This is a genomic window from Modestobacter sp. VKM Ac-2983, from assembly GCF_026967885.1.
GTDB lineage: Bacteria > Actinomycetota > Actinomycetes > Mycobacteriales > Geodermatophilaceae > Modestobacter.
The window spans coordinates 940,854-966,645 of sequence record NZ_JAPVBK010000001.1; the positions used below are offsets into that span (position 1 = coordinate 940,854).

27 protein-coding genes and 1 other RNA gene are annotated in these 25,792 nt (G+C 73.2%); 20 read left to right on the forward strand and 8 right to left on the reverse strand.

The genetic code is table 11. The features are described 5' to 3' along the window. The first annotated feature begins 121 nt into the window (after positions 1-121). Positions 122-1,753: an ABC-F family ATP-binding cassette domain-containing protein gene (locus O2W18_RS04480; RefSeq protein WP_269186353.1), complete on the forward strand. Its 1,632-nt coding sequence runs from the start codon at positions 122-124 to the stop codon at positions 1,751-1,753. Between the two features lie 57 nt (positions 1,754-1,810). Here O2W18_RS04480 and O2W18_RS04485 read toward each other — a convergent pair whose 3' ends face one another. Next, a complete protein-coding gene (locus O2W18_RS04485) occupies positions 1,811-2,041 on the reverse strand; it encodes a hypothetical protein (protein ID WP_269186354.1) in 231 nt (76 codons plus the stop codon). Between the two features lie 198 nt (positions 2,042-2,239). Between O2W18_RS04485 and O2W18_RS04490 the strand changes: the two genes are divergently transcribed. From O2W18_RS04490 to O2W18_RS04500, 3 genes are read left to right on the forward strand one after another with little or no spacing between them, the layout of a single operon-like run. Beyond that, entirely contained in the window at positions 2,240-2,476 is a 237-nt protein-coding gene (locus O2W18_RS04490) for a hypothetical protein (RefSeq protein ID WP_269186355.1), read from the forward strand. Continuing rightward, positions 2,473-3,216 (forward strand): ABC transporter ATP-binding protein, encoded by a 744-nt coding sequence (locus O2W18_RS04495; protein ID WP_269186356.1) that lies wholly within the window; start codon positions 2,473-2,475, stop codon positions 3,214-3,216. Before O2W18_RS04490 ends, O2W18_RS04495 begins: the two co-directional genes overlap by 4 nt. Positions 3,217-3,219: 3 nt before the next feature. Beyond that, a complete protein-coding gene (locus tag O2W18_RS04500; protein WP_269186357.1) occupies positions 3,220-5,727 on the forward strand; it encodes an FtsX-like permease family protein in 2,508 nt (835 codons plus the stop codon). 32 nt (positions 5,728-5,759) lie between these two features. Here O2W18_RS04500 and O2W18_RS04505 read toward each other — a convergent pair whose 3' ends face one another. Together O2W18_RS04505 and O2W18_RS04510 are read right to left on the reverse strand one after the other, a co-directional pair. Further along, entirely contained in the window at positions 5,760-5,996 is a 237-nt protein-coding gene (locus O2W18_RS04505; RefSeq protein ID WP_269186358.1) for a hypothetical protein, read from the reverse strand. Between the two features lie 117 nt (positions 5,997-6,113). Continuing rightward, a complete protein-coding gene (locus O2W18_RS04510; RefSeq protein WP_269186359.1) occupies positions 6,114-6,350 on the reverse strand; it encodes a hypothetical protein in 237 nt (78 codons plus the stop codon). Positions 6,351-6,583: 233 nt separating this feature from the next. Between O2W18_RS04510 and O2W18_RS04515 the strand changes: the two genes are divergently transcribed. Beyond that, the gene (locus O2W18_RS04515) at positions 6,584-8,365 is read left to right on the forward strand and encodes a putative bifunctional diguanylate cyclase/phosphodiesterase (RefSeq protein WP_269186360.1); all 1,782 of its coding nucleotides are present in this window, start codon (positions 6,584-6,586) and stop codon (positions 8,363-8,365) included. Between the two features lie 24 nt (positions 8,366-8,389). Here the strand turns inward: O2W18_RS04515 and O2W18_RS04520 are convergent, their stop codons facing one another. Further along, positions 8,390-8,704, reverse strand: coding sequence for a DUF6343 family protein (locus tag O2W18_RS04520; RefSeq protein ID WP_269186361.1), 315 nt, complete (start codon positions 8,702-8,704; stop codon positions 8,390-8,392). Positions 8,705-8,749: 45 nt separating this feature from the next. On the opposite strand from O2W18_RS04520, the gene prfB reads away from it, so the two are divergent. The 5 genes from prfB (at position 8,750) to O2W18_RS04545 (ending at position 13,175) form a co-directional block, all read left to right on the forward strand. Further along, positions 8,750-9,862 (forward strand): peptide chain release factor 2, encoded by a 1,113-nt coding sequence (gene prfB, locus O2W18_RS04525; protein WP_269186362.1) that lies wholly within the window; start codon positions 8,750-8,752, stop codon positions 9,860-9,862. Between the two features lie 177 nt (positions 9,863-10,039). Further along, positions 10,040-10,729, forward strand: coding sequence for a cell division ATP-binding protein FtsE (gene ftsE, locus O2W18_RS04530; RefSeq protein ID WP_269171084.1), 690 nt, complete (start codon positions 10,040-10,042; stop codon positions 10,727-10,729). A gap of 36 nt (positions 10,730-10,765) precedes the next feature. Next, a complete protein-coding gene (gene ftsX, locus O2W18_RS04535; RefSeq protein ID WP_269186363.1) occupies positions 10,766-11,650 on the forward strand; it encodes a permease-like cell division protein FtsX in 885 nt (294 codons plus the stop codon). Between the two features lie 122 nt (positions 11,651-11,772). Next, entirely contained in the window at positions 11,773-12,249 is a 477-nt protein-coding gene (gene smpB / locus O2W18_RS04540) for an SsrA-binding protein SmpB (protein ID WP_269186364.1), read from the forward strand. Between the two features lie 5 nt (positions 12,250-12,254). Then, positions 12,255-13,175: an NADP-dependent oxidoreductase gene (locus tag O2W18_RS04545; protein WP_269186365.1), complete on the forward strand. Its 921-nt coding sequence runs from the start codon at positions 12,255-12,257 to the stop codon at positions 13,173-13,175. A gap of 8 nt (positions 13,176-13,183) precedes the next feature. Here the strand turns inward: O2W18_RS04545 and O2W18_RS04550 are convergent, their stop codons facing one another. Then, the gene (locus O2W18_RS04550; RefSeq protein ID WP_269186366.1) at positions 13,184-13,477 is read right to left on the reverse strand and encodes a DUF1905 domain-containing protein; all 294 of its coding nucleotides are present in this window, start codon (positions 13,475-13,477) and stop codon (positions 13,184-13,186) included. Between the two features lie 102 nt (positions 13,478-13,579). On the opposite strand from O2W18_RS04550, the gene O2W18_RS04555 reads away from it, so the two are divergent. Continuing rightward, positions 13,580-14,470, forward strand: coding sequence for an amidohydrolase family protein (locus O2W18_RS04555; protein ID WP_269186367.1), 891 nt, complete (start codon positions 13,580-13,582; stop codon positions 14,468-14,470). A gap of 11 nt (positions 14,471-14,481) precedes the next feature. After that, positions 14,482-15,477 (forward strand): GNAT family N-acetyltransferase, encoded by a 996-nt coding sequence (locus O2W18_RS04560; protein ID WP_269186368.1) that lies wholly within the window; start codon positions 14,482-14,484, stop codon positions 15,475-15,477. Positions 15,478-15,523: 46 nt separating this feature from the next. Here the strand turns inward: O2W18_RS04560 and O2W18_RS04565 are convergent, their stop codons facing one another. Both O2W18_RS04565 and O2W18_RS04570 read right to left on the reverse strand, forming a co-directional pair. Further along, entirely contained in the window at positions 15,524-17,035 is a 1,512-nt protein-coding gene (locus O2W18_RS04565; protein WP_269186369.1) for an MFS transporter, read from the reverse strand. A 200-nt stretch (positions 17,036-17,235) separates the two neighbouring features. Then, complete coding sequence (locus tag O2W18_RS04570; protein WP_269186370.1) at positions 17,236-17,865, reverse strand: TetR family transcriptional regulator; 630 nt, start codon at positions 17,863-17,865, stop codon at positions 17,236-17,238. 101 nt (positions 17,866-17,966) lie between these two features. Here O2W18_RS04570 and O2W18_RS04575 point away from each other — a divergent pair, with 101 nt between their 5' ends. The 4 genes from O2W18_RS04575 (at position 17,967) to corA (ending at position 21,802) form a co-directional block, all read left to right on the forward strand. After that, positions 17,967-18,971, forward strand: a complete 1,005-nt coding sequence (locus O2W18_RS04575) for a hypothetical protein (protein WP_269186371.1) — start codon at positions 17,967-17,969, stop codon at positions 18,969-18,971. Between the two features lie 18 nt (positions 18,972-18,989). After that, on the forward strand, positions 18,990-19,871 hold the full coding sequence (locus tag O2W18_RS04580; RefSeq protein ID WP_269186372.1) for an SCO6745 family protein: 882 nt from the start codon (positions 18,990-18,992) through the stop codon (positions 19,869-19,871). Then, entirely contained in the window at positions 19,868-20,404 is a 537-nt protein-coding gene (locus O2W18_RS04585; RefSeq protein ID WP_269186373.1) for a carboxymuconolactone decarboxylase family protein, read from the forward strand. Before O2W18_RS04580 ends, O2W18_RS04585 begins: the two co-directional genes overlap by 4 nt. 252 nt (positions 20,405-20,656) lie before the next feature. After that, the gene (corA, locus tag O2W18_RS04590) at positions 20,657-21,802 is read left to right on the forward strand and encodes a magnesium/cobalt transporter CorA (RefSeq protein ID WP_269186374.1); all 1,146 of its coding nucleotides are present in this window, start codon (positions 20,657-20,659) and stop codon (positions 21,800-21,802) included. 36 nt (positions 21,803-21,838) lie between these two features. Here corA and O2W18_RS04595 read toward each other — a convergent pair whose 3' ends face one another. Beyond that, entirely contained in the window at positions 21,839-22,744 is a 906-nt protein-coding gene (locus O2W18_RS04595; protein WP_269186375.1) for a dioxygenase family protein, read from the reverse strand. A gap of 171 nt (positions 22,745-22,915) precedes the next feature. Here O2W18_RS04595 and ssrA point away from each other — a divergent pair. The 4 genes from ssrA to O2W18_RS04615 all read left to right on the forward strand — a co-directional run bounded on the left by ssrA (position 22,916) and on the right by O2W18_RS04615 (position 25,711). Beyond that, positions 22,916-23,291, forward strand: a transfer-messenger RNA (tmRNA) gene (gene ssrA, locus O2W18_RS04600). Positions 23,292-23,456: 165 nt separating this feature from the next. Next, entirely contained in the window at positions 23,457-23,924 is a 468-nt protein-coding gene (locus O2W18_RS04605; RefSeq protein WP_269186376.1) for a hypothetical protein, read from the forward strand. A gap of 42 nt (positions 23,925-23,966) precedes the next feature. Beyond that, positions 23,967-25,580: a sodium-dependent transporter gene (locus O2W18_RS04610; protein ID WP_269186377.1), complete on the forward strand. Its 1,614-nt coding sequence runs from the start codon at positions 23,967-23,969 to the stop codon at positions 25,578-25,580. Then, complete coding sequence (locus O2W18_RS04615; RefSeq protein ID WP_269186378.1) at positions 25,577-25,711, forward strand: methionine/alanine import family NSS transporter small subunit; 135 nt, start codon at positions 25,577-25,579, stop codon at positions 25,709-25,711. Before O2W18_RS04610 ends, O2W18_RS04615 begins: the two co-directional genes overlap by 4 nt. The last annotated feature ends 81 nt before the right edge of the window (positions 25,712-25,792 follow it).

Genomic DNA, 25,792 nt, shown 5'->3' on the forward strand with positions numbered 1-25,792 from the left:
CGGCGACATCTCCGGGTGAACCCCGGGGATCTGCCCCGGCAGGCGCAGCCGCCGGAGCGTCCGTCGTCCTCGTCCACCGCCGGGCCGTCCGAGCGCCCGCGTCCCCCGCAGAGGTCCCGCCGTGCCCGACGCCTCCGTCGTCTGCTCCGCCCTGTCCTTCGCCTGGCCCGACGGCACGCCCGTCTTCGCCGGGCTCTCCTGCACGGTCGGCGCCGGCCGCACCGGCCTCATCGCGCCCAACGGCGCGGGCAAGAGCACCCTGCTCAAGCTGATCGCCGGCGAGCTCCGGCCCGCCGCAGGGACGGTCACCGTCGACGGCGTCCTCGGGTACCTGCCCCAGTCGCTGCCGCTGGCCGGCGACCTGAACGTCGCCGAGGTGCTCGGCGTCGCGCCCGTGCTCGCCGCCCTGGCCGCCATCGAGGCCGGTGACCCCGCCGACGAGCACTTCGCCACCATCGGCACCGACTGGGACGTCGAGGAGCGCGTCCACGCGCAGCTCGACCGGCTGGCTCTCGGCGACGTCGCCCTCGACCGCCGGCTCGACACCCTCAGCGGCGGGCAGGTCATCACGCTCGGCCTGGCCGGGCAGCTGCTCGCGCGCCCCGACGTCCTGCTGCTCGACGAACCGACCAACAACCTGGACGGCGACGCCCGGCGCATCCTGTACGCCGCGCTCGAGGACTTCCCCGGCTGCCTGCTGGTGGTCAGCCACGACCGGGCGCTGCTCGACCGGATGGACTGCATCGCCGAGCTCGACCGCGGCGAGCTGCGCACCTACGGCGGCGGCTTCACCGACTGGGAGGCCGCCGTCCGGGCCGAGCAGGAGGCGGTGGAGCGGGACGTGCGCACGGCCGAGCAGCAGATCAAGCGGGAGAAGCGGGAGCGGCAGCTGGCCCGGGAGCGGGCGCAGCGGAAGTCCGGCAACGCCGCCCGCAGCGTCAAGGACGCCGGGCTGCCGAAGATCCTCATCGGGAAGATGAAGCGCACCGCGCAGGAGACGGCCGGCAGGGCCGATGACGTGCACGCCGCCCGCCTGGACGGCGCCCGGACACGGCTGGCCGAGGCCGAACGCGCGCTGCGGGACGACCAGGCGATCGTGCTGGAGCTGCCCGGGACCGTGGTGCCCGCCGGGCGGACCGTGTTCGCCGGCGAGGGGCTGCAGCTGCGGCTGGGGGAGCGGACGCTGTTCGCCGAGGGCGGCGTGGACCTGAGCATCCGCGGCCCGGAGCGGATCGCACTGACCGGCGGGAACGGGGTCGGGAAGTCCTCACTGCTCCGGCTGATGACCGGTGACCTCACGCCCGACGCCGGTGAGGTCCGGCGGGCCGACGGCCGGGTCGCGCACCTGTCCCAGCGGCTGGACCTGCTCGACCCCGACCGCACCGTGGCCGCGGCGCTCGCGGACGCGGCACCCGCGATGCCGGCGGCGGAGCGGATGAACCTGCTGGCCCGGTACCTGTTCCGCGGGAGCCGGGCGCACCTGCCGGTCCGGGCGCTGTCGGGTGGTGAACGACTGCGGGCGACGCTGGCCTGCGTGCTGCACGCCGAGCCGGCGCCCCAGCTGCTGCTGCTCGACGAGCCGACGAACAACCTCGACCTGGTCAGCGTCGCCCAGCTGGTGGGTGCGCTGGCGGCCTACCGAGGCGCGTTCGTGGTGGTCAGCCACGACGAGAGGTTCCTGACCGACCTGGCCCTCACCCGCAGGCTGCACCTGGCGGCAGGCCGCCTCGACGAGAACGCCGTTGGTCACTGAGCGCTGCCTCAGGACGATCGAGGCAGCGCTCAGTGACCAACGGAGGAGCGCAACGGGTCAGCCGGCGATGCGGGTGCACTCCGGGCAGCGGTCGGTGCCGGAGAAGGCCGTCCAGTCCTGATCGGCGACGGCGGACACCAGCACGCCACAGACCGACTGGTCCAGACCGTCGACGACCGGGCGGGCGACGGCATGGGTGACCTGGTCGCTGCTGCGCGGGTCGTGCGCCGTGGACGCCACGTGGGTGGCGGTGAGGTCGGTCCCGATCGTGGAGAGGCTCGCCGTCATGTGCAGCACCTTGCCGGAAGAACATGACGATCAGACTGCGATGGGGCGTTGATCGTGCGATGGCTCGTCACACCGGCGACCGACCCCGGAGCCCGAGGTAGTGCCTGCTGTACCGCAAGAGGCCAGGTCAGGGGATCGGTTACCGGGCTCCGCACGACCAGCATCGGTGGGGACACCAGACCGACCGAGGAGCCCCCCGTGCCCGATCCGTACCGCCTGGACCCCGCGCCCACCGCCCAGCCCGTCGACCGCCGTCCCGCACCGGAGCCGGCCCGCCCGCTGCGCACGCTGCTCTGGATCGTGCTGGTGGTCAGCATCGCCGGGAACAGCGTCACCTCGTTCAGCGCCGTCCCGCTCGCGGTCAGCATCGGCTTCGGCCTGCTGACCGCCGTCAGCGGCATCACGCTGATCAGCCTGTACGTGCGGCAGCGATGAGCACCGCCCTCGCACCGGCGACCACCGCCGCCGTCGCCCTCAGACAGGTGACCAAGACCCATCCCCACGGCGTCCGGGCCCTGGACGACGTCACGGTCGAGGTGCCTCGCGGCAGCTTCCTCGCCGTCATGGGGCCCTCCGGCTCGGGCAAGAGCACCCTGCTGCAGGTCGCCGCCGGGCTGGACACCCCGACCAGCGGGGAGGTCCTCCTCGACGGCACCGCGATCGGCGGGCTCGACGAGACCCGCCGCACCGAGCTGCGCCGCGACCGGATCGGCTTCGTCTTCCAGGCCTACAACCTGCTGCCGGCGCTCACCGTGGCGGAGAACATCACCCTCCCGCTGCGGCTGGCCGGCAAGTCGCTGGACCGGGCGTGGGTGCAGTACCTGGTCGACCGGGTCGGCCTGGGCGACCGGCTGGACCACCGGCCGACCGAGCTCTCCGGCGGCCAGCAGCAGCGCGCCGCGATCGCCCGCGCCCTGGTCGCCCGGCCCGCGGTCGTCTTCGCCGACGAGCCCACCGGCGCCCTGGACCTGCACAGCGCCGGGGAGGTGCTCGACCTGCTCCGCGACCTGGTCGACGACCTCGGGCAGACCGTCGTGCTGGTCACCCACGACCCGGCGGCCGCCGCCCGCGCCCACCGCGCGCTGGTGATGGCCGACGGCCGGGTCGTCGACACCCTCGACCACCCGGCCGCTGCCGACCTGGCCGGGCGCCTCGTCGCGCTCCGCGAGGGCTGAGCGGTGCTCGCGCTCGCGCTGCGGCTGGCCCGCACCCGGCTCACCGCGTCCCTCGCCGTCGTGGTCGCGGTGCTCGGCGGGGCGGCCATCGTCACCGGCACCGGTGTGCTGGCCGAGTCCGGGCTGCGCTCGCACCTGCCCGTCGACCGGCTGGCCGGCGCCGAGGTGGTCGTCTCCGCCGACCAGACGGTGCAGCCCAGCGCCGACCTCGCCGTCGCCCTGCCCGAGCGGGGGAGCGTGCCCGCCGCGCTGGTCGACGAGCTGGCACAGCTGCCCGGGGTGCAGGCCGCCGTCCCCGACGTCAGCTTCCCGGCCGCCGTCCTCGACGCCGCGGGGGACGTCGTCGTGACCGCCGACCCGGTCACCGCCGGGCACGGCTGGTCGTCGGTCGGCCTGCTCGACGACCCGGCGGTCACCGGCACGCCGCCGACCGGACCGCGGGAGGTCGCCGTCGACACCGGGATCGCCGCCGCGGCCGGCCTGGCCGCCGGCGACCCGGTGCAGGTGGTGCTGGCCGGCCGCACGTCCGACGCCCTCGTCACCGCCGTCGTCCCGGCCGGTGCGGGGGTCCTGGTCGCCGACGACCGGGCGGCGCAGCTGGCCGGGCGGACCGGCACCGTCGACCTGATCGGCCTCCAGGTGAGCGGGGACGCCGAGACGGTCGCCGACGCCGTCGGGTCACTGCTCCCCGCCGGCACGATCCTCAGCACCGGCGACGCCCGCGGCGACGTCGCCCTCCCCGAGGCGGCCGCAGCCCGGTCGCTGCTGGTGGTGCTGGCCGGCTCCCTGATGGGCGTGCCGCTGCTGATCGTCGGGTTCGTCGTCGCCGGGGCGCTGGCCGTGTCGATCGGCGGGCAGCGCCGGGAGCTGGCGCTGCTCCGCGCCGTCGGCACCACCCCGCGGCAGCTGCGCCGGCTCGTCGCCGGACAGGCCACCGTGGTCGCGGCGGTCGCGCTCGTGCCGGGCATCGCCCTCGGCTACCTGCTGGCCGGGCAGTTCCGTCGGTTGCTGGTGCACGTCGGGGTGCTCCCCGACGCGCTGCCGCTGACCGTCGGCCCGCTCCCGGCGCTGGCCGCCGCCGGCCTGCTGCTCGGTGTCGTCCAGGTCGCCGCCCGCGGCGCGGCCTGGCGCACCAGCCGCGAGCCGGTGACCCAGCTGCTGGCGGACTCCCGGACCGGCCCGCGCACCCCCTCGCCCGGCCGGCACCGCGCCGGGCTGCTGCTCATCGCCGCCGCCGTGCCGCTCTCGGTGCCGCCGCTGCTGCTGCAGTCGCCGATCGGGGCGGCGTCCACCTCGCTGGCCGGCATCGTCGCCGCCATCGGCCTGGCGCTGTCCGGCCCTCTCCTGCTCCGTCGGGTCACCGGCCGCCTCGCCCGCCGGCTGCCGGCCGGCACCTCGGCGCCCGCCTGGCTGGCGGTGGCCAACCTGCACGGCTACGCACTGCGCTCGGCCGGGGCGATCACCACGCTGGCGATGGCCGTCGTCGTCGCGCTCACGTACACGTTCGCCCAGACCACCGTGATCGACGCGACGGCGGAGGAGACCCGGGCGGGCACCGTCGCCGACGCGACGATCACCGCCCCCGGCCTGGGCGGCATCCCCGCCGGGCTGGTCGACGACGTCCAGGCCGTCCCCGGTGTGGAGGCAGTCGCGCCGGTGAGCTCCACGACCGTGCTCTGGCCGATGCGCCTGCTCGGCGAGGAGGAGCTGTCCGCCGGGCCCGCGCTGGTGCTGCCCCCGGCCGGGGCGGACGTGCTCGACCTCGACGTGCGCGCCGGGGACCTGGCCGACCTGACCGGGGCGACCGTGGCCGTCGGCAGCGGTGCCGCCGGCGCGCGGGGTGTCGGCGTGGGCGACCAGGTGCGGCTCACCCTCGGGGACGGCGCAGCGGCCGAGGCCCGGGTGGTGGCCGTGTACGACCGCGAACTGGGCTTCGGTTCCGTCGTCCTCTCTGCCGACCTGGCGGCGGGGCACACCACCGGCGGGCTGGCCGACAGCCTGCTGGTGCGCACCGACGGCGACCCGGCGACCGACCGGGCCCTCGCGGGGCTGACCGACCTACCCGGCGTGACGGTGTCCGCCGGCGGGGTCGCCGGCGACCGCCCGGCTGCGCCACCGGAGGTCTGGATCAACCTGGCGGTCATCGGCGTGCTGCTGGGCTACCTGCTGCTGGGCATCGCCAACGCGCTGGTCGCGGCCACCGCCCAGCGGCGCGGGGAGATCGCCACGCTGCGGCTGACCGGCACCACGCCGCGGCAGGTGCGCACGATGATGCGACGCGAGGCGGCGCTGGTCTCCGGTGCGGCGGTCGTGGCCGGGGTGCTGGTCTCCGCGGTGCCGCTGGCACTGCTGGGCCTGGGCTTCCTGGACCGTCCCTGGCCGTCGGGGCCCGGCTGGCTGCTGCCGGCCACGGCGCTCGTCGTCATCGGCATCGCGTTCCTGGCCATCGAGCTGCCGACCCGGTCCGCCCTGCGGTCACCGCCGGCCGACGCGCTCGCCAGCCAGGGGTGAGGGGGACCGGAGGCCGGGCGCCTCGGGGTGGGTCACTGCAGCGTGTCGCGGTTCTGGGCGTGTTCGCTCACCTGCGGCATCTCCTCGCCCCCCGAGCCGACCCGCACCGGTTCCCCGGCCGTCGTGCGCGCCCAGCAGAGCCGGCACAGGTGGGTGGGTTCCTCCGGCAGCAGTGGGTGCGCACCCAGGGGCTGCACCTGTACCCAGCCGACGGCGGCAGCGGAGTCGGACACCTCGGCGCACCGGTCGCAGCGGTACCGAACGGTCATGCGGATCGACCTCCTGGCCCGAGGGACGGCGGTGGCCCTCAGGACACCAGCGTCCCCCTCCGGCGCCGAGACCGCACACCGGATCCAGTCGGCGGCGCAGGGTGATCACTCGGTCGGTCAGCCGCCGCGGTTCACCTCGGCCTGGACGACGCCGAGCAGCGCGGTCTGCAGGGTCTGGTCGTCGTGTTCACCGCGGTCGAGGGCCTCCTGGGCCGGCGCAGGGAGCTGGTGCACGTCGACGTCGTCCAGCCAGGTCGTGTCCTCGCCCACCTGGCGGCCCAGCTTGAGGGTGTCGCCCTCCCGCCGCACCAGGTACTCCTCGCCACCGAGCTCGATCGTCGTTGATTCGCTCATGGCGTCGCCCTACCCGGGGCCTCGGCAGGTCTACACCCCGCCGACACGCACACCGGCGGTGATCGGGTGGCCGGGACACGCCGTCGCAGAGCTGCCGGTGTTCACTCTTCACGGGGCGACCGGCGTGGCGGGCCTCCAGCTGTGCCCACTGTTGCCGATGGTCTCCAGGGGGCCAGGAGCGGCCCGGGAGCGCGCACGACAGGCTCCGCGACGAACGAGCACAGGAGGTGGGCGTGCCGCGAGCGAGGAGTGCCCGGAAGTTGCCGATCGACGTCCGGCAGCGGGACGGCGGCGAACAGGCGCAGTCCGGGCTGGTGGCCGGTGTGCTCGATGCGCTGCCCTCACCGACGGTCCTGATCGACGCCGACGGCACCATGCTGCTGGTCAACTCTGCCTGGCAGGCCGCCGGTGACCTGCTCAACGACGACCGCCTCCGGGTCGGGGTGGGCGGCAACTACTTCGCGGTGATGCTCAGCCTGTCCGACGACACGGCGAACCGGGAGCGCATCGACCAGTTGCGTGAGCTGTCCGCCGGTGTCCGCACCTCGGTCTCGGCCGACTACGCCCTGGCCACGGTCACCGGGGTGCGCTGGTACCACCTGCAGGCCTCCCGCGCCGACCGGTCCGGCCGGGTCGTGGTCACCCACACCGACGTCACCTCCCGGGTCGAGGCCGAGCGGGCGTCGTCCTGGCAGGCCCGGCACGACCACCTCACCGACCTGCCCAACCGGGCCCACCTGCACGACCTGATCTCCGCCGAGCTGCGCCGCGTCGACCGCGGCCCGGTCACCGTGCTGTTCCTGGACGTCGACGGCTTCAAGGACGTCAACGACACGCTCGGCCACGAGATCGGCGACCACCTGCTGCGCGAGCTGGCCACCCGGCTGACCAGCCGCACCCGGGCGCAGGACACCGTCGGCCGTCTCGGCGGCGACGAGTTCGTCGTGCTGTGCCGCGACTGCGACGTCGACGGCGCCCTCGCGCTGGCCGAGCGCTTCCAGAGCACCTTCGACGAGCCGTTCGACCTCGGCGAGCGGGTCACCCGGCTGACCGTGAGCATCGGCGTGGCCACCGCGCCCGGCGAGGACCCCGGCCTGCGCTCCACCGACCTGGTCCGGGACGCCGACCTGGCGATGTACGCCGCGAAGGCGGCCGGCCGCAACCGGGTGCGGGTGTTCAGCCCCGACCTCCGCAGCGCCGTCGAGCAGAAGGTGCTGGTGGCCGCCGAGCTGCGGGCGGCGATCGAGTCCGACCAGCTGGTGCTGCACTACCAGCCGGTGCTGCACCTGCCCAGCGGCGAGGTGTCCGGGGTGGAGGCGCTGGTCCGCTGGCAGCACCCCGAGCGCGGCCTGCTGATGCCCTGCGACTTCATCCCGCTGGCCGAGCAGACCGGGGTCGTCGTCCAGCTGACCCGGTGGGTGCTGGCCGAGGCGACCCGGCAGGCCGCGGCCTGGGACCGGGCCGGTCTCCCGCTGGTCACCGGGGTGAACATCAGCGCGGCGCACTTCGCCACCGGCACCCTCGTCGCCGACGTCCACGACGCCCTCGATGCCGCCGGGCTCCCCCCGGAGCGGCTGGTGCTCGAGCTGACCGAGACCAGCGTCGCGGAGGACCCGCTCCGGGCTGCCGCCCAGTTCGCCCAGTTGCGCGTCACCGGGGTGGAGGTGTCCATCGACGACTTCGGCAGCGGCTTCTCCTCGTTGAGCCAGCTGGTGTCGATCCCGGCCGGCATCCTGAAGCTGGACCGCAGTCTGATCGCCGGCATCGAGGTCCGGCGCAGCGAGTCCGCGGCGGCGATCGCCGCCGTGGTCGGGCTCGCCGCCGCCTGCGGCATGCGCAGCCTGGCGGAGGGGGTGGAGACCGCCGGTCAGCTCACGCTGGTCAGCGACCTGGGCTGCACCCATGCGCAGGGCTTCCACATCGCCCGGCCCATGCCGGCCGCCGAGGTGGCCGACTGGCTGGCCATCCGGCGGGCTGCCCGCCGCGCACTCCGCACGCGCCTGCAGAGCGCCTGAGCCCGGCGGTCGGCACCCGCGAGATCAGCCCGGTTCGCCGCGCAGCTTGCGGCGGGCCACGACCGCCAGGTCGACCAGTGCGATCACCGCCAGCACCGCCAGGGCGATCGGGAAGACCACCGGGACGTCGGCGAGGAACGCCAGCACGGCGAACACGGTGCAGATCACGAGCCCGAAGGTCGCCAGCCCCAGCCGCAGGGTCAGCGCGCTGCGCGCGTTCCCGGCGCCGCCTTCCTGGTACCGGGGCTGGGACTCGGGGATCCCGTGGGGGAAGTGGTCGCGCTCGTACTCGGTGAGGTCGTCGGGGGTGCGCCGGTCGTCCGGCGGTGACGTGCTCATGCCGCCGTGGGTACCCGGTGGCCCGGCGCACTACCCTGGATCGACGTGGCCGCTGACTTCTCCGTCGTCCTGGACGAACTCGACACGACCTTGAAGTCCATCGAGGCCGTGATGCGGGTCGATGACCTGCGTCGGGAGGTGGCCGAGCTCGAACAGAAGGCCTCCGCACCCGACCTCTGGAACGACGTCGAGGCCGCCCAGGCGGTGACCTCGCGGCTGTCCTACCTGCAGGGCGACCTGCGCCGGGTGGAGGAGCTGCGCAGCCGGCTCGACGACGTCGGGCTGCTGCACGAGATGGCGGCCGAGGAGGGCGACGAGGCCACCACCGCCGAGACCGAGCGGGAGCTGGCGAGCATCCGCACCGTGCTCGACGAGCTCGAAGTGCGCACGCTGCTCTCCGGCGAGTACGACGAGCGCGAGGCGCTGGTCACCATCCGCTCGGAGGCCGGCGGAGTGGACGCCGCCGACTTCGCCGAGATGCTGATGCGGATGTACCTGCGCTGGGCCGAGCGGCACCGGTACCCCACCGAGGTCTACGACGTCTCCTACGCCGAGGAGGCCGGCATCAAGTCGGCCACCTTCGCCGTCAAGCAGCCGTACGCCTACGGCACCCTCTCGGTCGAGCAGGGCACCCACCGGCTCGTGCGCATCTCCCCGTTCGACAACCAGGGCCGCCGGCAGACCTCCTTCGCCGGCGTCGAGGTGCTGCCGGTCGTCGAGCAGACCGACCACGTCGACATCCCGGAGAACGAGATCCGGGTCGACGTCTTCCGCTCCTCCGGCCCGGGTGGGCAGAGCGTCAACACCACCGACTCCGCCGTCCGGATGACCCACATCCCGACCGGCATCGTCGTCTCCTGCCAGAACGAGAAGTCGCAGATCCAGAACCGCGCAGCCGCCCTGCGGGTGCTGCAGGCCCGGTTGCTCGTGGTCCGCAAGCAGGAGGAGCGGGCCCAGATGGACGCGCTCAAGGGGGAGGGCAGCAGCTGGGGCAACCAGATGCGCTCCTACGTGCTGCACCCGTACCAGATGGTCAAGGACCTGCGGACGGAGGTCGAGACCGGCAACCCGAGCAATGTCCTCGACGGGGAGATCGACGCCTTCATCGAGGCCGGGATCCGGTGGCGCCGGCAGCAGGAGACGGCCGAGCTCGACTGACAGGCCGCCGTCGGGGCCGGGGGGAGAGACCGGCCACAGCCGGACCGGGCCCGGCGGCACGCAGGGTGACAGTGATCGACGGCCGGGCCGTCGTTGCTCACTGTCCGTCCATGAGGTTGCGGGACGCGCCGGTCGAACGGATCATCCGCCGGCACCGGACAGGTACCGTGGCCCCTCGTGATCGAATTGCAACACGTCTCCAAGATCTACCCGACCAGTCCTCGGCCGGCTCTGGATGACGTCTCGATGCAGATCGACAAGGGGGAGTTCGTCTTCCTCATCGGTTCGTCGGGTTCGGGCAAGTCGACCTTCCTGCGGCTGCTGCTGAAGGAGGACAGCCCCACCAAGGGCGTCATCACGGTCAACGACAAGAACCTGAACACGATGAGCAAGTGGCAGGTGCCCAAGCTCCGCCGCACGATGGGCTGCGTCTTCCAGGACTTCCGGCTGCTGCGCAACAAGACGGTCGCCGAGAACGTCGCCTTCGCCCTCGAGGTGATCAACAAGCCCCAGCGCACGATCAAGCGGGTCGTGCCCGAGGTGCTGGAGATGGTCGGCCTGGACGGCAAGGAGAACCGGCTGCCCAGCGAGCTCTCCGGTGGTGAGCAGCAGCGGGTGGCGATCGCCCGGGCGTTCGTGAACCGGCCGCTGGTGCTGCTGGCCGACGAGCCCACCGGCAACCTGGACCCGGAGACGAGCCAGGACATCATGCTGCTGCTGGAGCGGATCAACCGCACCGGCACGACCGTGGTCATGGCCACGCACGACTACCACATCGTCGACTCGATGCGGCGCCGTGTGATCGAGCTCAGCGACGGCGTCGTCAGCCGCGACCAGAGCCGCGGCGTCTACGGCGTGGGTCGCTGAGATGACCGCCCGACCGCAGAACACGACAGGGAACTGATGCGCGTCAACTTCGTCCTCTCCGAGGTGGCTGCCGGGCTGCGTCGGAACCTGACCATGACGGTCGCGATGATCCTGACCACGGGGATCTCGCTGGGCCTCATGGGCACCGGCCTGCTGATCGCCAACATGATCGGCGACATGCGCGAGATCTACTACGACAAGATCCAGGTCTCGATCTACCTCGCCGACGACGTCACCGACGAGCAGCGTGACTCGATCGCCGCGCAGCTGGACGCCTCGCCCGAGGTGCAGGAGTACATCTACGAGACCCGCGCCGAGGCCTACCAGCGCTTCACCCAGCAGTTCCAGGAACAGCCGGCGCTGATCGCCAACACCCCGGAGGACGCGCTCCCGGAGAGCTTCCGGGTCGAGCTGGTCAACCCCGAGCGGTACCCGGTCATCGCCGAGCAGTTCCCGAACGGGGCAGCCGGCGTCGACGAGGTCCGCGACGAAGGCGACTTCCTGGACCGGCTGTTCAGCCTGCTCAACGGCGCGCGCAACGGCACCCTCGCGGTGGCTCTCGTGCAAGCCCTGGCCGCGTTGCTGCTGATCTCCAACACGATCCAGCTCGCGGCGTTCAACAGACGCAACGAGACCAACATCATGAGGTTGGTCGGCGCCTCCCGCTGGTACACCCAGCTGCCGTTCATCCTGGAGGCGGCGCTCGCCGGCCTGATCGGTGCGGGGCTGGCGATCGGCGGGCTGGTGCTGACGAAGATCCTGTTCGTCGACAAGACGCTGGCCGGGCCGATCAAGGCCGGCATCATCCCGCCGGTCGACTGGTCGGCGATCATCGCGATCTCACCGATCATCGCCGCCGCCGGGGTCGGCCTCGCCGCCGTCGCCGCCTACGTGACCCTGCGCCTCTACGTCCGCCTGTAGCCCCCCGCGGCGATCATGGAGCTGCGGTGGCGACGCGCCGGCCACCACCCGCGCGTCGGCACCGCGGCTCCATGATCGTTTCCCGGCGGCGCTCCCGGTGATCCGCCCGGTAGCCTGGGGGCATGCCGCGGGAACAGGGGCGCAAGTTCATCGCCCAGAACAAGAAGGCGCGGCACGACTACTCGATCCTGGACACCTACGAGGTGGGCCTGGTGCTGACCGGCACCGAGGTGAAGAGCCTGCGTGCCGGCCGTGCCTCGCTGGTCGACGGCTTCGCCAGCGTCGACGACGGCGAGGTGTGGCTGCAGCACGTGCACATCCCCGAGTACACCGAGGGGACGTGGACCAACCACGCCCCGCGCCGCAAGCGCAAGGTGCTCATGCACCGCGCCGAGATCGAGAAGCTGATCGGCAAGACCAAGGAGGGCGGGCTCACGCTCGTCCCGCTGGACCTGTACTTCAAGGACGGCAAGGTCAAGGCCACGCTCGCACTCGCGAAGGGCAAGCGGAGCTTCGACAAGCGCCACGACCTGGCCGAGCGTGACTCCCGCCGGGAGATGGAACGCGCCTTCGGTCGCTACGTGAAGGGACGGCGCTGACCTCCATGCGCGGCATCGCCTACGACCGGTTCGGCGACGAATCGGTCCTGCAGTTGCGGGACGACCTGCCCGAGCCCCCGGTGGGGCCGGACACGGTGCTGGTCCGCACCCGCGCGGCCGGGGTCAACCCGGTCGACATGGGAATCCGGGAGGGTGGCCTGGCCGGCTTCTTCCCGCACCACTTCCCGATCGTGCCGGGCTGGGACCTGGCCGGGGTCGTGGAGCAGGTCGGGCCGGCGGTGGTCGACTTCGCCCCCGGCGACGAGGTCTTCGGCTACCTGCGCCGGGACGACGTCCAGTGGGGGACGATGGCCGAGCTCGTCCCCGCCCCGCAGCGGTGCATCGCGCACAAGCCCGACTCGCTGGGGTTCACCGAGGCCGCTGCGCTGCCGCTGGCCGGGCTGACCGCCTACCAGGCGCTGACCGAGGCGCTCGAGGTCGGCGAGGGTGACCGGGTGCTGGTGCACCGGGCCGCCGGCGGGGTCGGCTTCTTCGCCGTGCAGATCGCCGCCGCGCTCGGCGCCCACGTCATCGGCACCGCCAGCCCGCGCAACCACGGCTTCCTGCGGGACGCCGGTGCCGCCGAGGTGCTGGACTACAACGCCGGTCCGATCTCCGCGCAGCTGTCCGAGCCGGTGGACGCCGTCCTCGACCTGATCGGCGGTCCGGCGCTCGGCGACGCTCCGGACCAGGTCCGTGACCCGAAGCGGATCGCCAGCGTCGTCGACCCGGTGGTGCGCGACCTCGGCGGCCGGTACGTCTTCGTCCGGCCCGAGCGGCACGACCTGGAGGAGCTGGGCCGGATGGCCGACGCCGGGCAGCTGCGGGTGGCGATCGCCAAGGCGTTCCCGCTGGCCCAGACGGCCGACGCGCAGCGGCTGGTGGCCGAGGGGCACGTGCGCGGCAAGGTCGTCGTCACGATCTGACGCCCACATCACATGGTCGGGCCGCTCCCGTTGGCGGCCCGACCGCTGCGGGGGGCGACGCACAGCGCGACCGTCACCGTGTCACCGTCGTCGAACCGCTCCGCCGCGCGGACGTGCTGCTTCACCGGGAGCACGTAGCCGCCGGCGCGCGGCAGCAGCGAGGTCTCCCACTCGGTGGCGCCGATCTGCACGCGCACGGGGACCGCGCCCCAGCCGTAGCTGGCCGCGGTGGCCTCGGCCCGGATGCGGTCGCACACGTCCGCGGGCAGGGACAGCCAGTGGAACGGCGCCGACCACGCCACTCGAACAGCTCCGCGCTGAAGGTCGCGTCCACGCCGCCGGAGGCTGGTGGTGGTCAGCGGATGGCGGTGCTCGTCCCGCCCGGCGGACCTAGGGTGGCCCTCGTGGTCGCACCGCCCGTCGACGATGCCGACGTCCCGAGGTACTGGCGGGAGCTCGGGCTGCCCGGGCTGGTCGACGTGCACGTGCACTTCCTGCCGGAGCGGGTGCAGGCGAAGGTGTGGCAGTACTTCGCCGAGGCGGAGACGCACTACGGGGCGCCGTGGCCGGTCACCTACGCCCTGCCGGTCGAGGAGCGGCTGGCGGTGCTGGCGGCGCTCGGCGTCCGGGCCTTCCCGACGTTGCCCTACCCGCACCGGCCGGGGATGGCCGCCTGGCTGAACGCCGAGGCGGCCACGTTCGCGGCCGAGCACCCGCAGGTGCTGCACTCGGCGACGTTCTACGCGGAGCCGGACGTGCAGTGGTACGTGGAGGAGGCGTTGTACGCCGGCGCGCGGGTGTTCAAGGTGCACGTGCAGGTCGGCGCCTTCGACCCGCGGGACCGGCTGCTGGAGCCGGTGTGGGCCCGGTTGGCCGAGACCGGCACGCCGGTGGTGATCCACTGCGGCTCCGGGCCGCTGCGCGGGGAGCACACCGGCCCAGCCCCGATGGCCGGCCTGCTGGAGGTCTTCCCCCGGCTCCAGTTGGTGATCGCGCACCTGGGGATGCCGGAGTACGCGGCGTTCCTGGACCTCGCCGAGCGGTACGAGCGGGTGCACCTGGACACCACGATGTTCGCCACCGACTTCACCGAGCGGCTGATGCCCTTCGACCGGGCGCTGCTGCCCCGGCTGGCCGCGCTGCGGGACAAGGTCGTGCTCGGCAGCGACTTCCCGGCCATCCCGTACCCCTACGCCCACCAGCTGGCTGCGCTGCACCGGTTGGACCTGGGGAATGAGTGGCTGCGGGCGGTCCTCTGGCACAACGGTGCACGGCTGTTCGGGGTCACCGCCTAACCTCGGGCCTCGTGAACTCTGCGCCGCTGGCTCTGCCCGAGGGCCTCTCCGCCCGCCCGATCCGTCCCGACGACGCCGTTGCGGTCGCCGAACTGCTCGCCGTTGCGGAGGAGGTCGACGACACCGGGCTGCACGAGTCGCCCGAGGACCTCACCGGGCTGTGGGTCAGTGAGCTGGTCGACCTGGAGCAGGACACCCGGCTGGTGAGCACGGCGGACGGCACCGTCGTCGCCTACGCCACCACGATCGCGCCCCCCACGTTCCGGGACGCCTACGGCGTGCACCTGCAGGGTCGGGTGCTGCCGGAGTGGCGGGGGCGGGGCATCGGCCGGGCGCTGCTGGCCTGGCAGCTGGCGCGGGGCGAGGAGCTGCACGCCGAGCGGCACCCGGAGTCACCGGCCCGGCTGACCGCCACCGTGTACACGACGATGCCCTCGCTGGAGGCGCTGGTGCGCCGGGCCGGGCTGGAGGCGGTCCGCTGGTTCTTCCACATGGAGCGGCCGCTGACCGACCTGCCCCCGCGGCGCCGGCTCGACGGCATCGACCTGGTGCCGTTCACCTGGGACCGCGACGAGGAGGTGCGGCTGGCGCACAACGCCGCCTTCACCGAGCACTACGGCTCCAGCGAGCGCGACGTCGCCTCCTGGCAGGTCATGTTCACCGGCATGCGGACCTTCCGGCCCGATCTGTCGGTGCTGGCCGTCGAGGGCGGCGAGGTGCTCGGCTACGCGCTGGCCTACGTCTCCGAGGCGACCGCCGCGGCCAGCGGCTCCCGGGAGAGCTACTTCGGCCAGATCGGCGTCCTCCCGTCCGCCCGGGGCCGGGGGGTGTCCAAGGCCGTGATCATCGAGGCGATGCACGCCGCGGCGGCACAGGACTGCCAGACCTCGGGCCTGGAGGTCGACAGCGAGAACGTCACCGGCGCGCTGGGGCTGTACGAGAGCCTGGGCTTCACCACCGCCCGCACCCAGGTCTCCTGGTCCCGGCGGCTGGAACCCCTGAGCTGACGTGCGGGAGGGGCCGACGTCGTGACGCCGGCCCCTCCCGGTCGGGTCAGGCGGCCAGGGCCACCTCGGCGGGCAGGTCGTCCTTCTTCGCCCGGATCAGCACGATGCTGAGGACCAGGGCGACCGCCAGGAACACCGCGGCCCAGATGAAGGCCACGTGGTACCCCTGCACGAACGCCTCGCCCGGGGCCGCGCCCGGGTTGTCGACCAGGTACCCGGTGACCGCCGAGGCGTAGAAGGTGTTCAGCAGGGCCAGGCCGAGCGAGCCGCCCACCTGCTGGCTGGTGTTGAGCACGGCCGAGGCGATCCCCGTGTCATGGCTCGCCACCCCGACCAGCGCCGTGCTGGACGCCGGCACGAACACCGCGGCCATGCCGAGGCTGATCGCCAGCAGGGCGGGGAGCACCTCGACGACGTAGGAGCTGGTCGCGCCGATCCGGGTCAGCCACAGCATGCCCAGCGCGGCCACGACCAGACCACCGATGATGAGGGGCCGCGGCCCGACCCGGGGGAGGACCTGGGAGACGACCCCGGCGCCCAGGATGATCCCGCCGCTGAAGGGCAGGAACGCGAAGCCGGACTCCAGCGGGCTGTAGCCCAGGGTCTGCTGGAAGTAGAACGTCAGGAACAGGAAGATCGCGAAGATCCCCGCGCCCACCAGCAGGAAGACCAGGTAGGAGCCGCCCCGGTTGCGGTCCAGGACCACGCGCAGCGGCAGCAGCGGGTGGCTGGCGCGCTGCTCGTAGAGCACGAACGACACCAGCAGGACGGCGGCCGCGGCCAGCAGCGTCAGCGTGACCGGGTCGGTCCAGCCCACGCCCTCCTCGGCGGCCTTGCTGAAGCCGTAGACCAGGCTGACCAGGCCGGCGGCCGACAGGAGCACGCCGGGCACGTCGTAGCGCCGGTCGCCGTCGGCGCGGCTCTCCTTCACCAGGCCGATCGCGAAGACGGCGGTGGCCAGCGCGATCGGCACGTTGACGCCCAGGGTCCAGCGCCAGGAGGCGTACTCGGTGAGCACCCCGCCGAGGATCAGGCCGATCGCGGCGCCACCACCGGAGATGGCACCGAAGACACCGAAGGCGCGGGCCCGCTCCTTGGGGTCGGTGAAGGTGACCGCCAGCAGCGAGAGCGCGGCCGGGGCCAGCAGCGCCGCGAACGCGCCCTGCAGGCCGCGGGCGGCGAACAGCAGCTCCTGGTTGGGGGCCAGGCCGCCCAGCGCCGAGGCGCCGGCGAAGCCGATCAGGCCGATCAGGAAGGCGCGCTTGCGGCCGGTGAAGTCGGCGATCCGCCCGCCGAGCAGCAGCAGCCCGCCGAAGGCGAGCGTGTAGGCGGTGACCACCCACTGGATGTTCGCCGCGCTGATGCCCAGGTCGAGGCCGGCGTCGGGGAGGGCGATGTTCACGATCGAGGCGTCCAGCACGACCATCAGCTGGGCGACGGCGATGACGGCGAGGGCCAGCCAGCGGCGGGGGTCCGGGCCCTCGGTGTCCGGTGCGGGCGGCGGTGGCGCGTCGGGGACGGTGCTCCCCGGCGGGGTGGCGAGGCTGTCTGTGGGCATGGCGGAGCCGTCCTTCCTGCGCAGGGCGCAGTGCGGGCTGAGGGGATGCGGGCAGGGGAGGGCGCACGGCCGGCGTCGTCGCGCGGTCGCGTGGTGCGGGAGCCCGGGCAGGCGCGACCGGCGCGGCGGTGCGCGGTCGGGGTGCGGAGTGCCTGCCGGAGGAGGGCCGGCGGGGTCGGGGCCGGTGGGTGGAGAGCGGGTCAGCTCACGGGTCGGGCCAGTCCGCTACCGGCCAGGCGCAGGCAGTCGCGGGCGAGGTCCAGGAAGTGGTCGAAGGAGTCGTCGTGGTCCCAGGCCTCGATCGCCGTGTTGAACGCGGCGAAGGCGGTGTTGAGGACCAGGGCGGCATGCAGCTCGTCGCCCTCGGGGGTGCGCCGGGCGACCCACTCCCGCAGGTCGGGCCCGAAGCTGTCACAGACGTCCCGCGACGAGTCGCAGAGCTCCGGTGACTGCTGGAACAGGCGCTTCTGCAGGGGCAGCCGGTCGGCGAGGAGCTCCGCCAGGCTGAGGACGAGACCGGTGAGCGCCTCCCACAGCGGCTCACCCCTCGGGGCGTCCGCCAGGAGCTCGCGCCACTGCTGCAGCTCCTGCGGATCGAGGTCGTAGACGACGGCTTCCTTGCTCCGGAAGTAGCTGAAGAACGTCGTCCGGGAGACACCGGCCTCGGTGGCGATGTCCTCCACGCTCACCGCGTCGAACCCGCGCTCGCTGATCAGGCGCAGCGCGGTCGACCGGATCGTCCGCCAGGCCTCGAGCTTCTTGCGCTCCCGGAGGCCCAGCACGTGACCGACCGGGCAGTACGGGGTCTTCCCCTGCCCGGATCCGGTCATGGGAGCACCGTAGACCCGAACCTGGACTGAGTACAGAGTCTTACCCCGTTCAGTTTTCCCGACGGCCGTTCCGGCGCCTCGAGAGGGGTAGGGTCGATGTGATGCGGAGCATCCTGCGCACGGCCGTCGTGGCTGTGGCCGCGCTGGGCACCACGGTGCTCGGGACGCCGGCTGCCGGTGCCGCCGAGGAGCCCACCGCCGAACGACGCAGTGCCACGGCGCCGAGCCCGACCGGGCAGAGCCCCGTCGGGTACGACGTCTCCCACCCCCAGTGCGGCCAGACGCTGCCCGACGACGCGGCCTTCGCGGTCATCGGCGTCAACGGCGGGATCGCCACCACGGAGAACCCCTGCCTGGCCGACCAGTGGGAGTGGGCGAACGACTCCTCGGGTGCCGTGCCGGCCCAGCCGCGGGCACAGCTCTACGTGAACACCGCGAACCCCGGCGAGGTGCGCGGGCAGGTCACCACCTGGCCGCGGCTGGGCGTCAACCGCTACGGCGTGTGCGACGGCGACAACAGCGCTGCCTGCTCCTACGAGTACGGCGTCGACCGGGCCGAGAACGACGTCCGGATCGTGCTCGACACCCTGGGTGAGGCGTCGCCGGGAGCCGGGGACATCGCCGTCGACAGCCGCGCCGACCTCGTCGGCCTGCGGTGGTGGCTGGACGTCGAGACGATGAACACCTGGCAGAGCGACGGCGCCGCCGCACAGCGGAACAACCGGGCCACCCTGGAGGGGATGACCGACCACCTGGAGTCGGTGGGTGGCCGGGTCGGGCTCTACTCGACCGGCTACCAGTGGGGCGAGATCGTCGGCGAGGTGCCCTCGTGGAGCAGCCTGCACGGCCTGGACAGCTGGCTGGCCGGAGCCCGCAGCCTCTCCGGCGCAGTGGCCAACTGCTCCGACGACCCGCTCGTCGGCGGCGGCCGGGTGATCATGACCCAGTACGTCGAGGACGACCTGGACCACGACCACTCCTGCGTCGCGGCCGCCCTCTCGGCCCCGTCGACCGCGGCGCCGTCGACCACGGCCCCGTCGACCACGGCGCCGGCCGCCCCGGCACCGACCAGTGCGGCAGCGACCAGCGCGGGGGCGTCCGGCTGAGTGGCTAGGGTGCGCGGCATGGTCAGCGTCGATCAGCCCGCCGTACCGCTCGCCCCCGACCTCCGCCTGGTCGCCCGCACGCACCGGCGGCTCGAGCCGCTGCACTCGCACGTCTACTTCGCGCCGGAGACCGACGAGCACCTGACCGCAGCCGGGTTGCGCCCCGGCCGGATGGTCTACTTCGCCGGCCGCGCGTCGGCGATGGGCGCCGTCGGCCCGGGCGTGGTGACGGCGACGTTCGCCAACTTCGCCCCCGCGATCGTCGCCCGGCACCTGCCCCGCGCCTGGACCCTCGCCACACCCGACCAGGTGCTCGCCGCCCGGACGGCGGCCGCCACCGCCTCGCTCACCCGGCTCCTCGACGGCGCCGACGAGAGCAGCCTGGGCGAGCTCGCCGGTCTGCTCCGGGAGGCGTGCACCGCGCTGACGCCGGAGGCCCGGCCGCTGTTCGCCGCCCACGCCGACCTGCCCTGGCCCGAGGCCCCGCTGCTGCAGGTCTGGCACGGCGTCACCCTGCTCCGCGAGCACCGCGGCGACGGGCACGTGCTGAGCCTGGTCCGGCACGGGCTGACCGGGCTGGAGGGGCTGGTCACCCACACGCTCACCGGCCGCGGGTTCACCCGGCAGGCCGCCCAGGCGACCCGGGGCTGGTCCGACGAGGAGTGGACGGCGGCGCTGACCGGCCTGGCCGAGCGCGGGCTGGTCGCCGACGGGGCGCTCACCGAGGCCGGCCAGCAGCTGCGGGCGTCGATCGAGCAGGAGACCGACGCGCTGTCGGCCGCACCCTTCGTGCACCTGGGCACCGCGCGCACCGAGCGCGTCGCCGAGCTGGCCGGCGACCTGACCGGCCGGCTGCTGGGCAACGGCGCCTTCCCGGCCGGCGTGCTGTCCCGGCCGTGACCGGCGCGCGGCTGCCCGACGCCCACGGTGACGGCCCGGCCGCCGACGTGCTGCGGGCCCGGCGTGGAGGAGAGCTGTCCGCGCTCGACCGCCTGCTGCTGCACAGCCCCGCCGTCGCCGAGGGGTGGAGCGCACTGCTCGGGGCGCTGCGCAACGGGACGACGCTGACCGCCGACCTGACCGAGCTGGTCGTGCTCCGGGTCGCCGTGCTGAACGACGCTGCCTTCGAGTGGGTCGCGCACGAGCCCGCCGCCCGCCGGGCCGGGGCCACCGACGCGCAGCTGGCCGCGCTGCGGACCCACGACCCCGCCGCGGCACCGGTGTTCTCCGCCGTCCAGGCCGCCGTGCTGCGGTTCACCGACGCCTCGAGCCGGCAGGTCGACGTCCCCGATGCGGTCTTCGCCGCGGTGCGTGCACACCTGGACGACCGGCAGGTGGTCGAGCTGGTGACCACCGTGGCCGGCTACGCGATGGTGTCCCGGTTCCTGGTGGCGCTGCGGGTGCCGGCACCGGCCGGCGAGGTCGCCGGCTGACCGTTCCCCACCCGTTCACACTCTGGTGGGGCGACGGGGGTGACCGGGGGCGGCACCGCGTGTCACGATGGACGACGGCCGCGTGACGGACGCCGGCCCTCGGGAGACGGGAGGTGCTGGGCCGTGCGATCGGAGCCTCCCAGTCACAGTCCCCGGGTCCCCTCCCGCTGACGCCCCCGGTCACCTGACCCGGGCGGGCACGCCTGCGGGGACCTGCTGCCCCCGTCCCCGCGTCCCCCCGGGAGCCCAGCCGTGGCCGATCGTCGTCTCGCCCCCCGTACCGCCCTGTCCACCCTCACCCGCCGCCCGCGCGCCGTCCTGGTGCCCCCGCGCCCGACGGAGCAGCCCGGGTCGGCCCCGGCGACCGAGCGGCGTTCCCGGATGGTCGACAACGCGGTCTACGCCGCCGGCCGGCGGATCGCCACGCCGGAGTCGGTGGCCGAGAGCCACGCGTGGCTGACCGAGGGCTTCGACGACCGGATGGTCTGGCTCGGCCTGTACCGCCCGGAGCCGGCCGAGCTGGGTGAGCTGGCCGAGCAGTACGACCTGCCCGACCTCGCGGTCGAGGACGCCATCCACGCCCACCAGCGGCCGAAGTTCGAGCGCTACGGCGACACGCTCTTCGTCGTCCTCAAGGCCGCCCGCTACCTGGACGAGGCCGAGGAGGTGGAGTTCGGCGAGCTGCACCTGTTCCTCGGCTCGGACTTCGCCATCACCGTCCGGCACAGCGAGTCGCCGGACCTGGCCCGGGTGCGCCGCCGGCTGGAGAGCTCCCCGGAGCTGTTGGCCCACGGCCCGGAGGCGGTGCTGTACGCGATCCTGGACGCCGTCGTCGACGGGTACGCCCCGGTCGTCGCCGGGCTGGACAAGGACATCGACGAGATCGAGGTCGAGGTGTTCCGCGGCGACCCGCAGGTGTCGCGGCGCATCTACGAGCTGTCCCAGGAGGTCGTGGACTTCCAGCGGGCGGTCCAGCCGCTGACCGGCATCCTCGCCGCGATCACCGCCGGGTTCGAGAAGTACGGCGTCGACGAGGAGCTGCGCAGCCACCTGCGGGACGTCGCCGACCACGTCACCCAGACCACCGAACGGGTCGAGGGCTTCCGGCTGCAGCTGCGGGACATCCTCACCGTGAACGCCACGCTGGTCGCCCAGCGGCAGAACGAGGAGATGAAGACCCTCACCGAGACCAGCATCGCCCAGGGCGAGGAGGTCAAGAAGATCTCCGCGTGGGCGGCCATCCTCTTCGCCCCGAGCCTCGTGGGCGGGGTCTACGGGATGAACTTCGAGAACATGCCCGAGACGAACTGGTACTACGGCTACCCGTTCGCCGTCGTGCTGATGTTCATGGTCAGCCTCACGCTGTACGTGATCTTCAAGCGTCGCGACTGGATCTGAGGACGGGCCCCGCTGCCCTGCGGCGGGGCCCCCTGGTCACGAGGACGGCGTCCCGGTCGGCTCGACGACGAGGTCGATGACGGCGAGCCGGAACGGGTTGACGGTGCCGAACCGTGCGGCCTGCTCGGCGTCGTCGACCGGGGCGAAGTCACGGACCAGGCTGCGCTTGACCGCGAAGACCGCGTCGGCGTCCAGGTACGGGCTGCCCTCGACGAAGATGTGCGTGGTCACCGGCACGTGGCCCGGCGCGTCGGCGATGAAGTGGATGTGCGCCGGCCGGTACGGGGGCCGGGCGGTCGCCGCGAGCAGTTCCCCGACCGGACCGTCGGTGGGGATGGGGTAGTGCGCCGGGACCGTGGTGCGGAACCAGAACCGGCCCTCGCCGTCCGTGGTGAACAGGCCGCGGCCGTTGCCCGCCGGCTGCACGTCGGGCTGCTGGACGTCGTAGAAGCCGTGGTCGTCGGCCTGCCACACGTCCACCTCCGCCCCGGGCACCGGCTCGCCGGAGACCGACAGCACCCGGCCGGTGACGACGCACGGCTCGCTGCCGCCCACCTCGTCGATCGACTCCCCGTTGCGGCGAGGCGGAGAGGTGGTCATGTGGAAGGGCCCGAGGACGGTTGCCTCGGTGGCCCCGCCGGCCTTGCGGTGGTTGATGTTCTCCACCAGCGAGGAGACGCCGAGGACGTCGGAGAGCAGCACGAACTCCTGCCGCACGTCGTCGCACGTCTGGCCGGTGCGGGTCAGGAAGTCGATCGCGTGCTCCCACTCCGGCAGTGTCGGCTCCACCTCCCGGATCGCGGTGTGCAGACCGCGCACGAGCGCACCCAGCACCTCGCGCAGCCGGGCGTCCGACGTCCCGGCGAAGCTGGCGATGACAGCGTCGGTGACGGTGTGCTCGTCGATGTCGGCCACGACGTCATCGGTCCGCGCGTCGGTCATGTGCGTCTCCCTGCGATGGTGCCGTGGTCACGGCGTGCGCCGGACTGTGACGGCGGACACGGTGTCCAGGCTAGAGGGGGGCAGGGGCCACCACGGCGGGACCGGCGGACCTGCGCGCGCGGGGAACAACCCCGAGGTGGTTGCCGTTATGCTGGCCGTACAACTACACAGGGGGGCGATTGGTCTCGACTGCGGTCGTTTGGCCAGGGGAAGCGAGCCGAGGAAGGCAACGATGATCTCGTTAACCATCCGTTGCAAAAAACACAAGCGCCGATTCCAATCAGCGCGACTTCGCTCTCGCTGCCTAACAGCAGCTAGGCGAGTCTGTCAGCCCGGGTTCGTCATCGGCCCGGATCCTGGCATCAGCTAGATGACTCACCGCACGCATCGGTCGCGGGTGCGTGTGGGACACCAAACAGCGACTGGGCCCGTCATCCCGACTCGTTCGTGAGATCGGGAGGGCCGAGCAGAGGCAGAGCGAACTGCGCTCGGAGAAGCCCTGGTGATGCGTCGCAGGACGCGGGTTCGATTCCCGCCGCCTCCACCCCCCGAGGTCTCCGCACGACGTGCGGAGGTCCACGTAGTCCCACGAACCGCCCCGGACCGTCAGGTCCGGGGCGGTTCGTCGTCTCAGGCGTTGCCGGACAGCTGACCCACCGGCCCGGGTGTGCCGCGGGCCGTCTCCGGGCACGGTCGTGAGCCAGGAGGTGTCATGTCCACATCTGAGGAGAACCGCTCATCGGCTCGCTCGGGCCCGAGGGCGAGGCGCTGGCTGCTGCTGGCGCTGATCGGCCTGCTCGTGCTGGTGGCCCTCGCCGTCGCCGCTGTCGTCGTCGCCCAGCAGGACGACCCGGTCGACCTGAGCGAGGGGATCAGCGCCGAGGAGGTCGGCCAGGACGTCGACGCGGCCGGCCTGGTCGTCACCGACACCATCCAGAGCGCCGGGTTCTTCGTCGACACCGACGGCGGTCCGGTCTTCGTGTACTACGGCGACCTGACCGACCGGTTCGGCATCGGGACCACGATCGCCGAGCTCGAGGGCGAGGTGGCCGCCGTCACCGACGAGTTCCTCGACGAGCTGAGCGGTGAGCTGGAGCCCGATCAGCTGGCTCTGCTGGCCGACGTCGAGGTCTACGTCCAGGCGGACGAGCTCGCGGTGGTCCCACGTGCCGGCGACTGAGCCGGTGCGCGGGGTCGACGTCGTCACGGAGCAGGGAGCCGCATGAGCACGCCGGCAGGGCAAGCCGCACAGCCTGACCAGGAGCGCCGCCGCGGCGGCTTCAGCTCCCGGCGCGTCTTCATCCTGGCGGCGATCGGGTCGGCCGTCGGGCTCGGCAACATCTGGCGGTTCCCCTACGTCGCCTACGAGAACGGCGGCGGCGCCTTCCTCCTGCCCTACCTGATCGCACTGCTGACCGCCGGCATCCCGTTCCTGCTGCTGGACTACGCGATCGGCCATCGCCACCGCGGTTCGGCGCCGCTCTCCTTCGCCCGGCTGCGCCGCGGCACCGAGGGGCTCGGCTGGTGGCAGGTGGGCATCTGCTTCGTCATCGCCGTCTACTACGCGGCGGTCATCGCCTGGGCGCTGCGCTACACCTTCTTCTCCCTCGACGAGGCCTGGGGCGCCGACCCCGAGGGGTTCTTCTTCGGCGAGTTCCTCCAGGCCGGTGACGTGCGGGTCACCGCGGACGTGGTGCCCGGGGTCCTGGTGCCCCTCGCGCTGGTCTGGCTGGCCGTCCTGGTGATCATGGCCCTCGGCGTCCAGCGGGGGATCGGTGCGACCTCGCTGGTCTTCATCCCGGTGCTGGTGCTCGCCTTCGCCGCCCTCGTCGTGCAGGCGCTGCTGCTGCCGGGCGCGGCCACCGGCCTGGACGCGCTGTTCACGCCCGACTGGTCGGCGCTCACCTCGGCGCCCGTCTGGGCCGCGGCGTTCGGTCAGATCTTCTTCTCGCTGTCGATCGGCTTCGGGATCATGATCACGTACTCCTCGTACGTGGGCCGGCGCGAGGACATGGTCGGCTCCGGGCTGGTCGTCGGCTTCGCGAACTCCGGGTTCGAGCTGCTCGCCGGCATCGGCGTGTTCGCCGCACTGGGCTTCATGGCCCAGGCCGGCGGGGTCCCGGTCGGCGAGGTCGCCAGCGACGGGATCGGCCTGGCCTTCATCGCCTTCCCCGCGATCATCAGCGAGGCCCCGGCCGGCGCCCTCCTCGGCGTGCTGTTCTTCGGGTGCCTCGTCATCGCCGGCATCACCTCGCTGGTGAGCGTGATCGAGGTCGTCATCTCCGCCGTCCGCGACAAGCTCGACACCGGCCGGCTCACCGCGACCCTCCTGGTCGGCGTCCCGGCTGCGGTGCTGAGCCTGGTGCTGTTCAGCACGACGAGCGGCATCTACGTGCTCGACGTCGTCGACCACTTCGTCAACCAGTACGGCATCCTCGTCGTGGCGCTGGTCAGCATGCTGGTCGTCGCGTGGGCGCTCCGGGCGCTGCCCGCTCTCGGCGCACACCTCAACGTCCACGGCCGTCCCCGGGTGGGCACCGGCTGGCGGCTGCTGACGAGCGTCGTCGCCCCGGTGGGACTGGCCGTGGTCCTCGTCCTCGCACTCCGGGACGACCTCGCCGCGCGCTACGAGGACTACCCCTCCTGGCTCCTGCTGGTCCTCGGGTGGGCGCTGGTCGTGGCGCTGCCGATCATCGGCTTCCTCGTCGCCCGGCTGCCGTGGCGCGCCGGGACGCACCTGGACGGACCGCCCCCCGGCTCCGACCCGGCGGAGCCGCTGCACGCGCCCGGTCCGGCCGCGCACAGCCGCCCCCAGGACGACGGAGGACCCCGATGAGCACGGCCGCGATCGTGATGATGGTGGTGGCGATGGCCGTGATCTGGGGTGGCCTCGCACTGGCCGTCGCCAGCCTGGTGCACCACGGCGCCGTCGAGGACCGCCCCGAGGTGCCGCGCCGGGACCCCTGACCCGCCGGCCGGAGCCGGTCCGGTGAGGGACGGCGTGCGCGGAGTGCCAGCCGGAGCAGGTCCAGCTGACAGTCCGCGCAC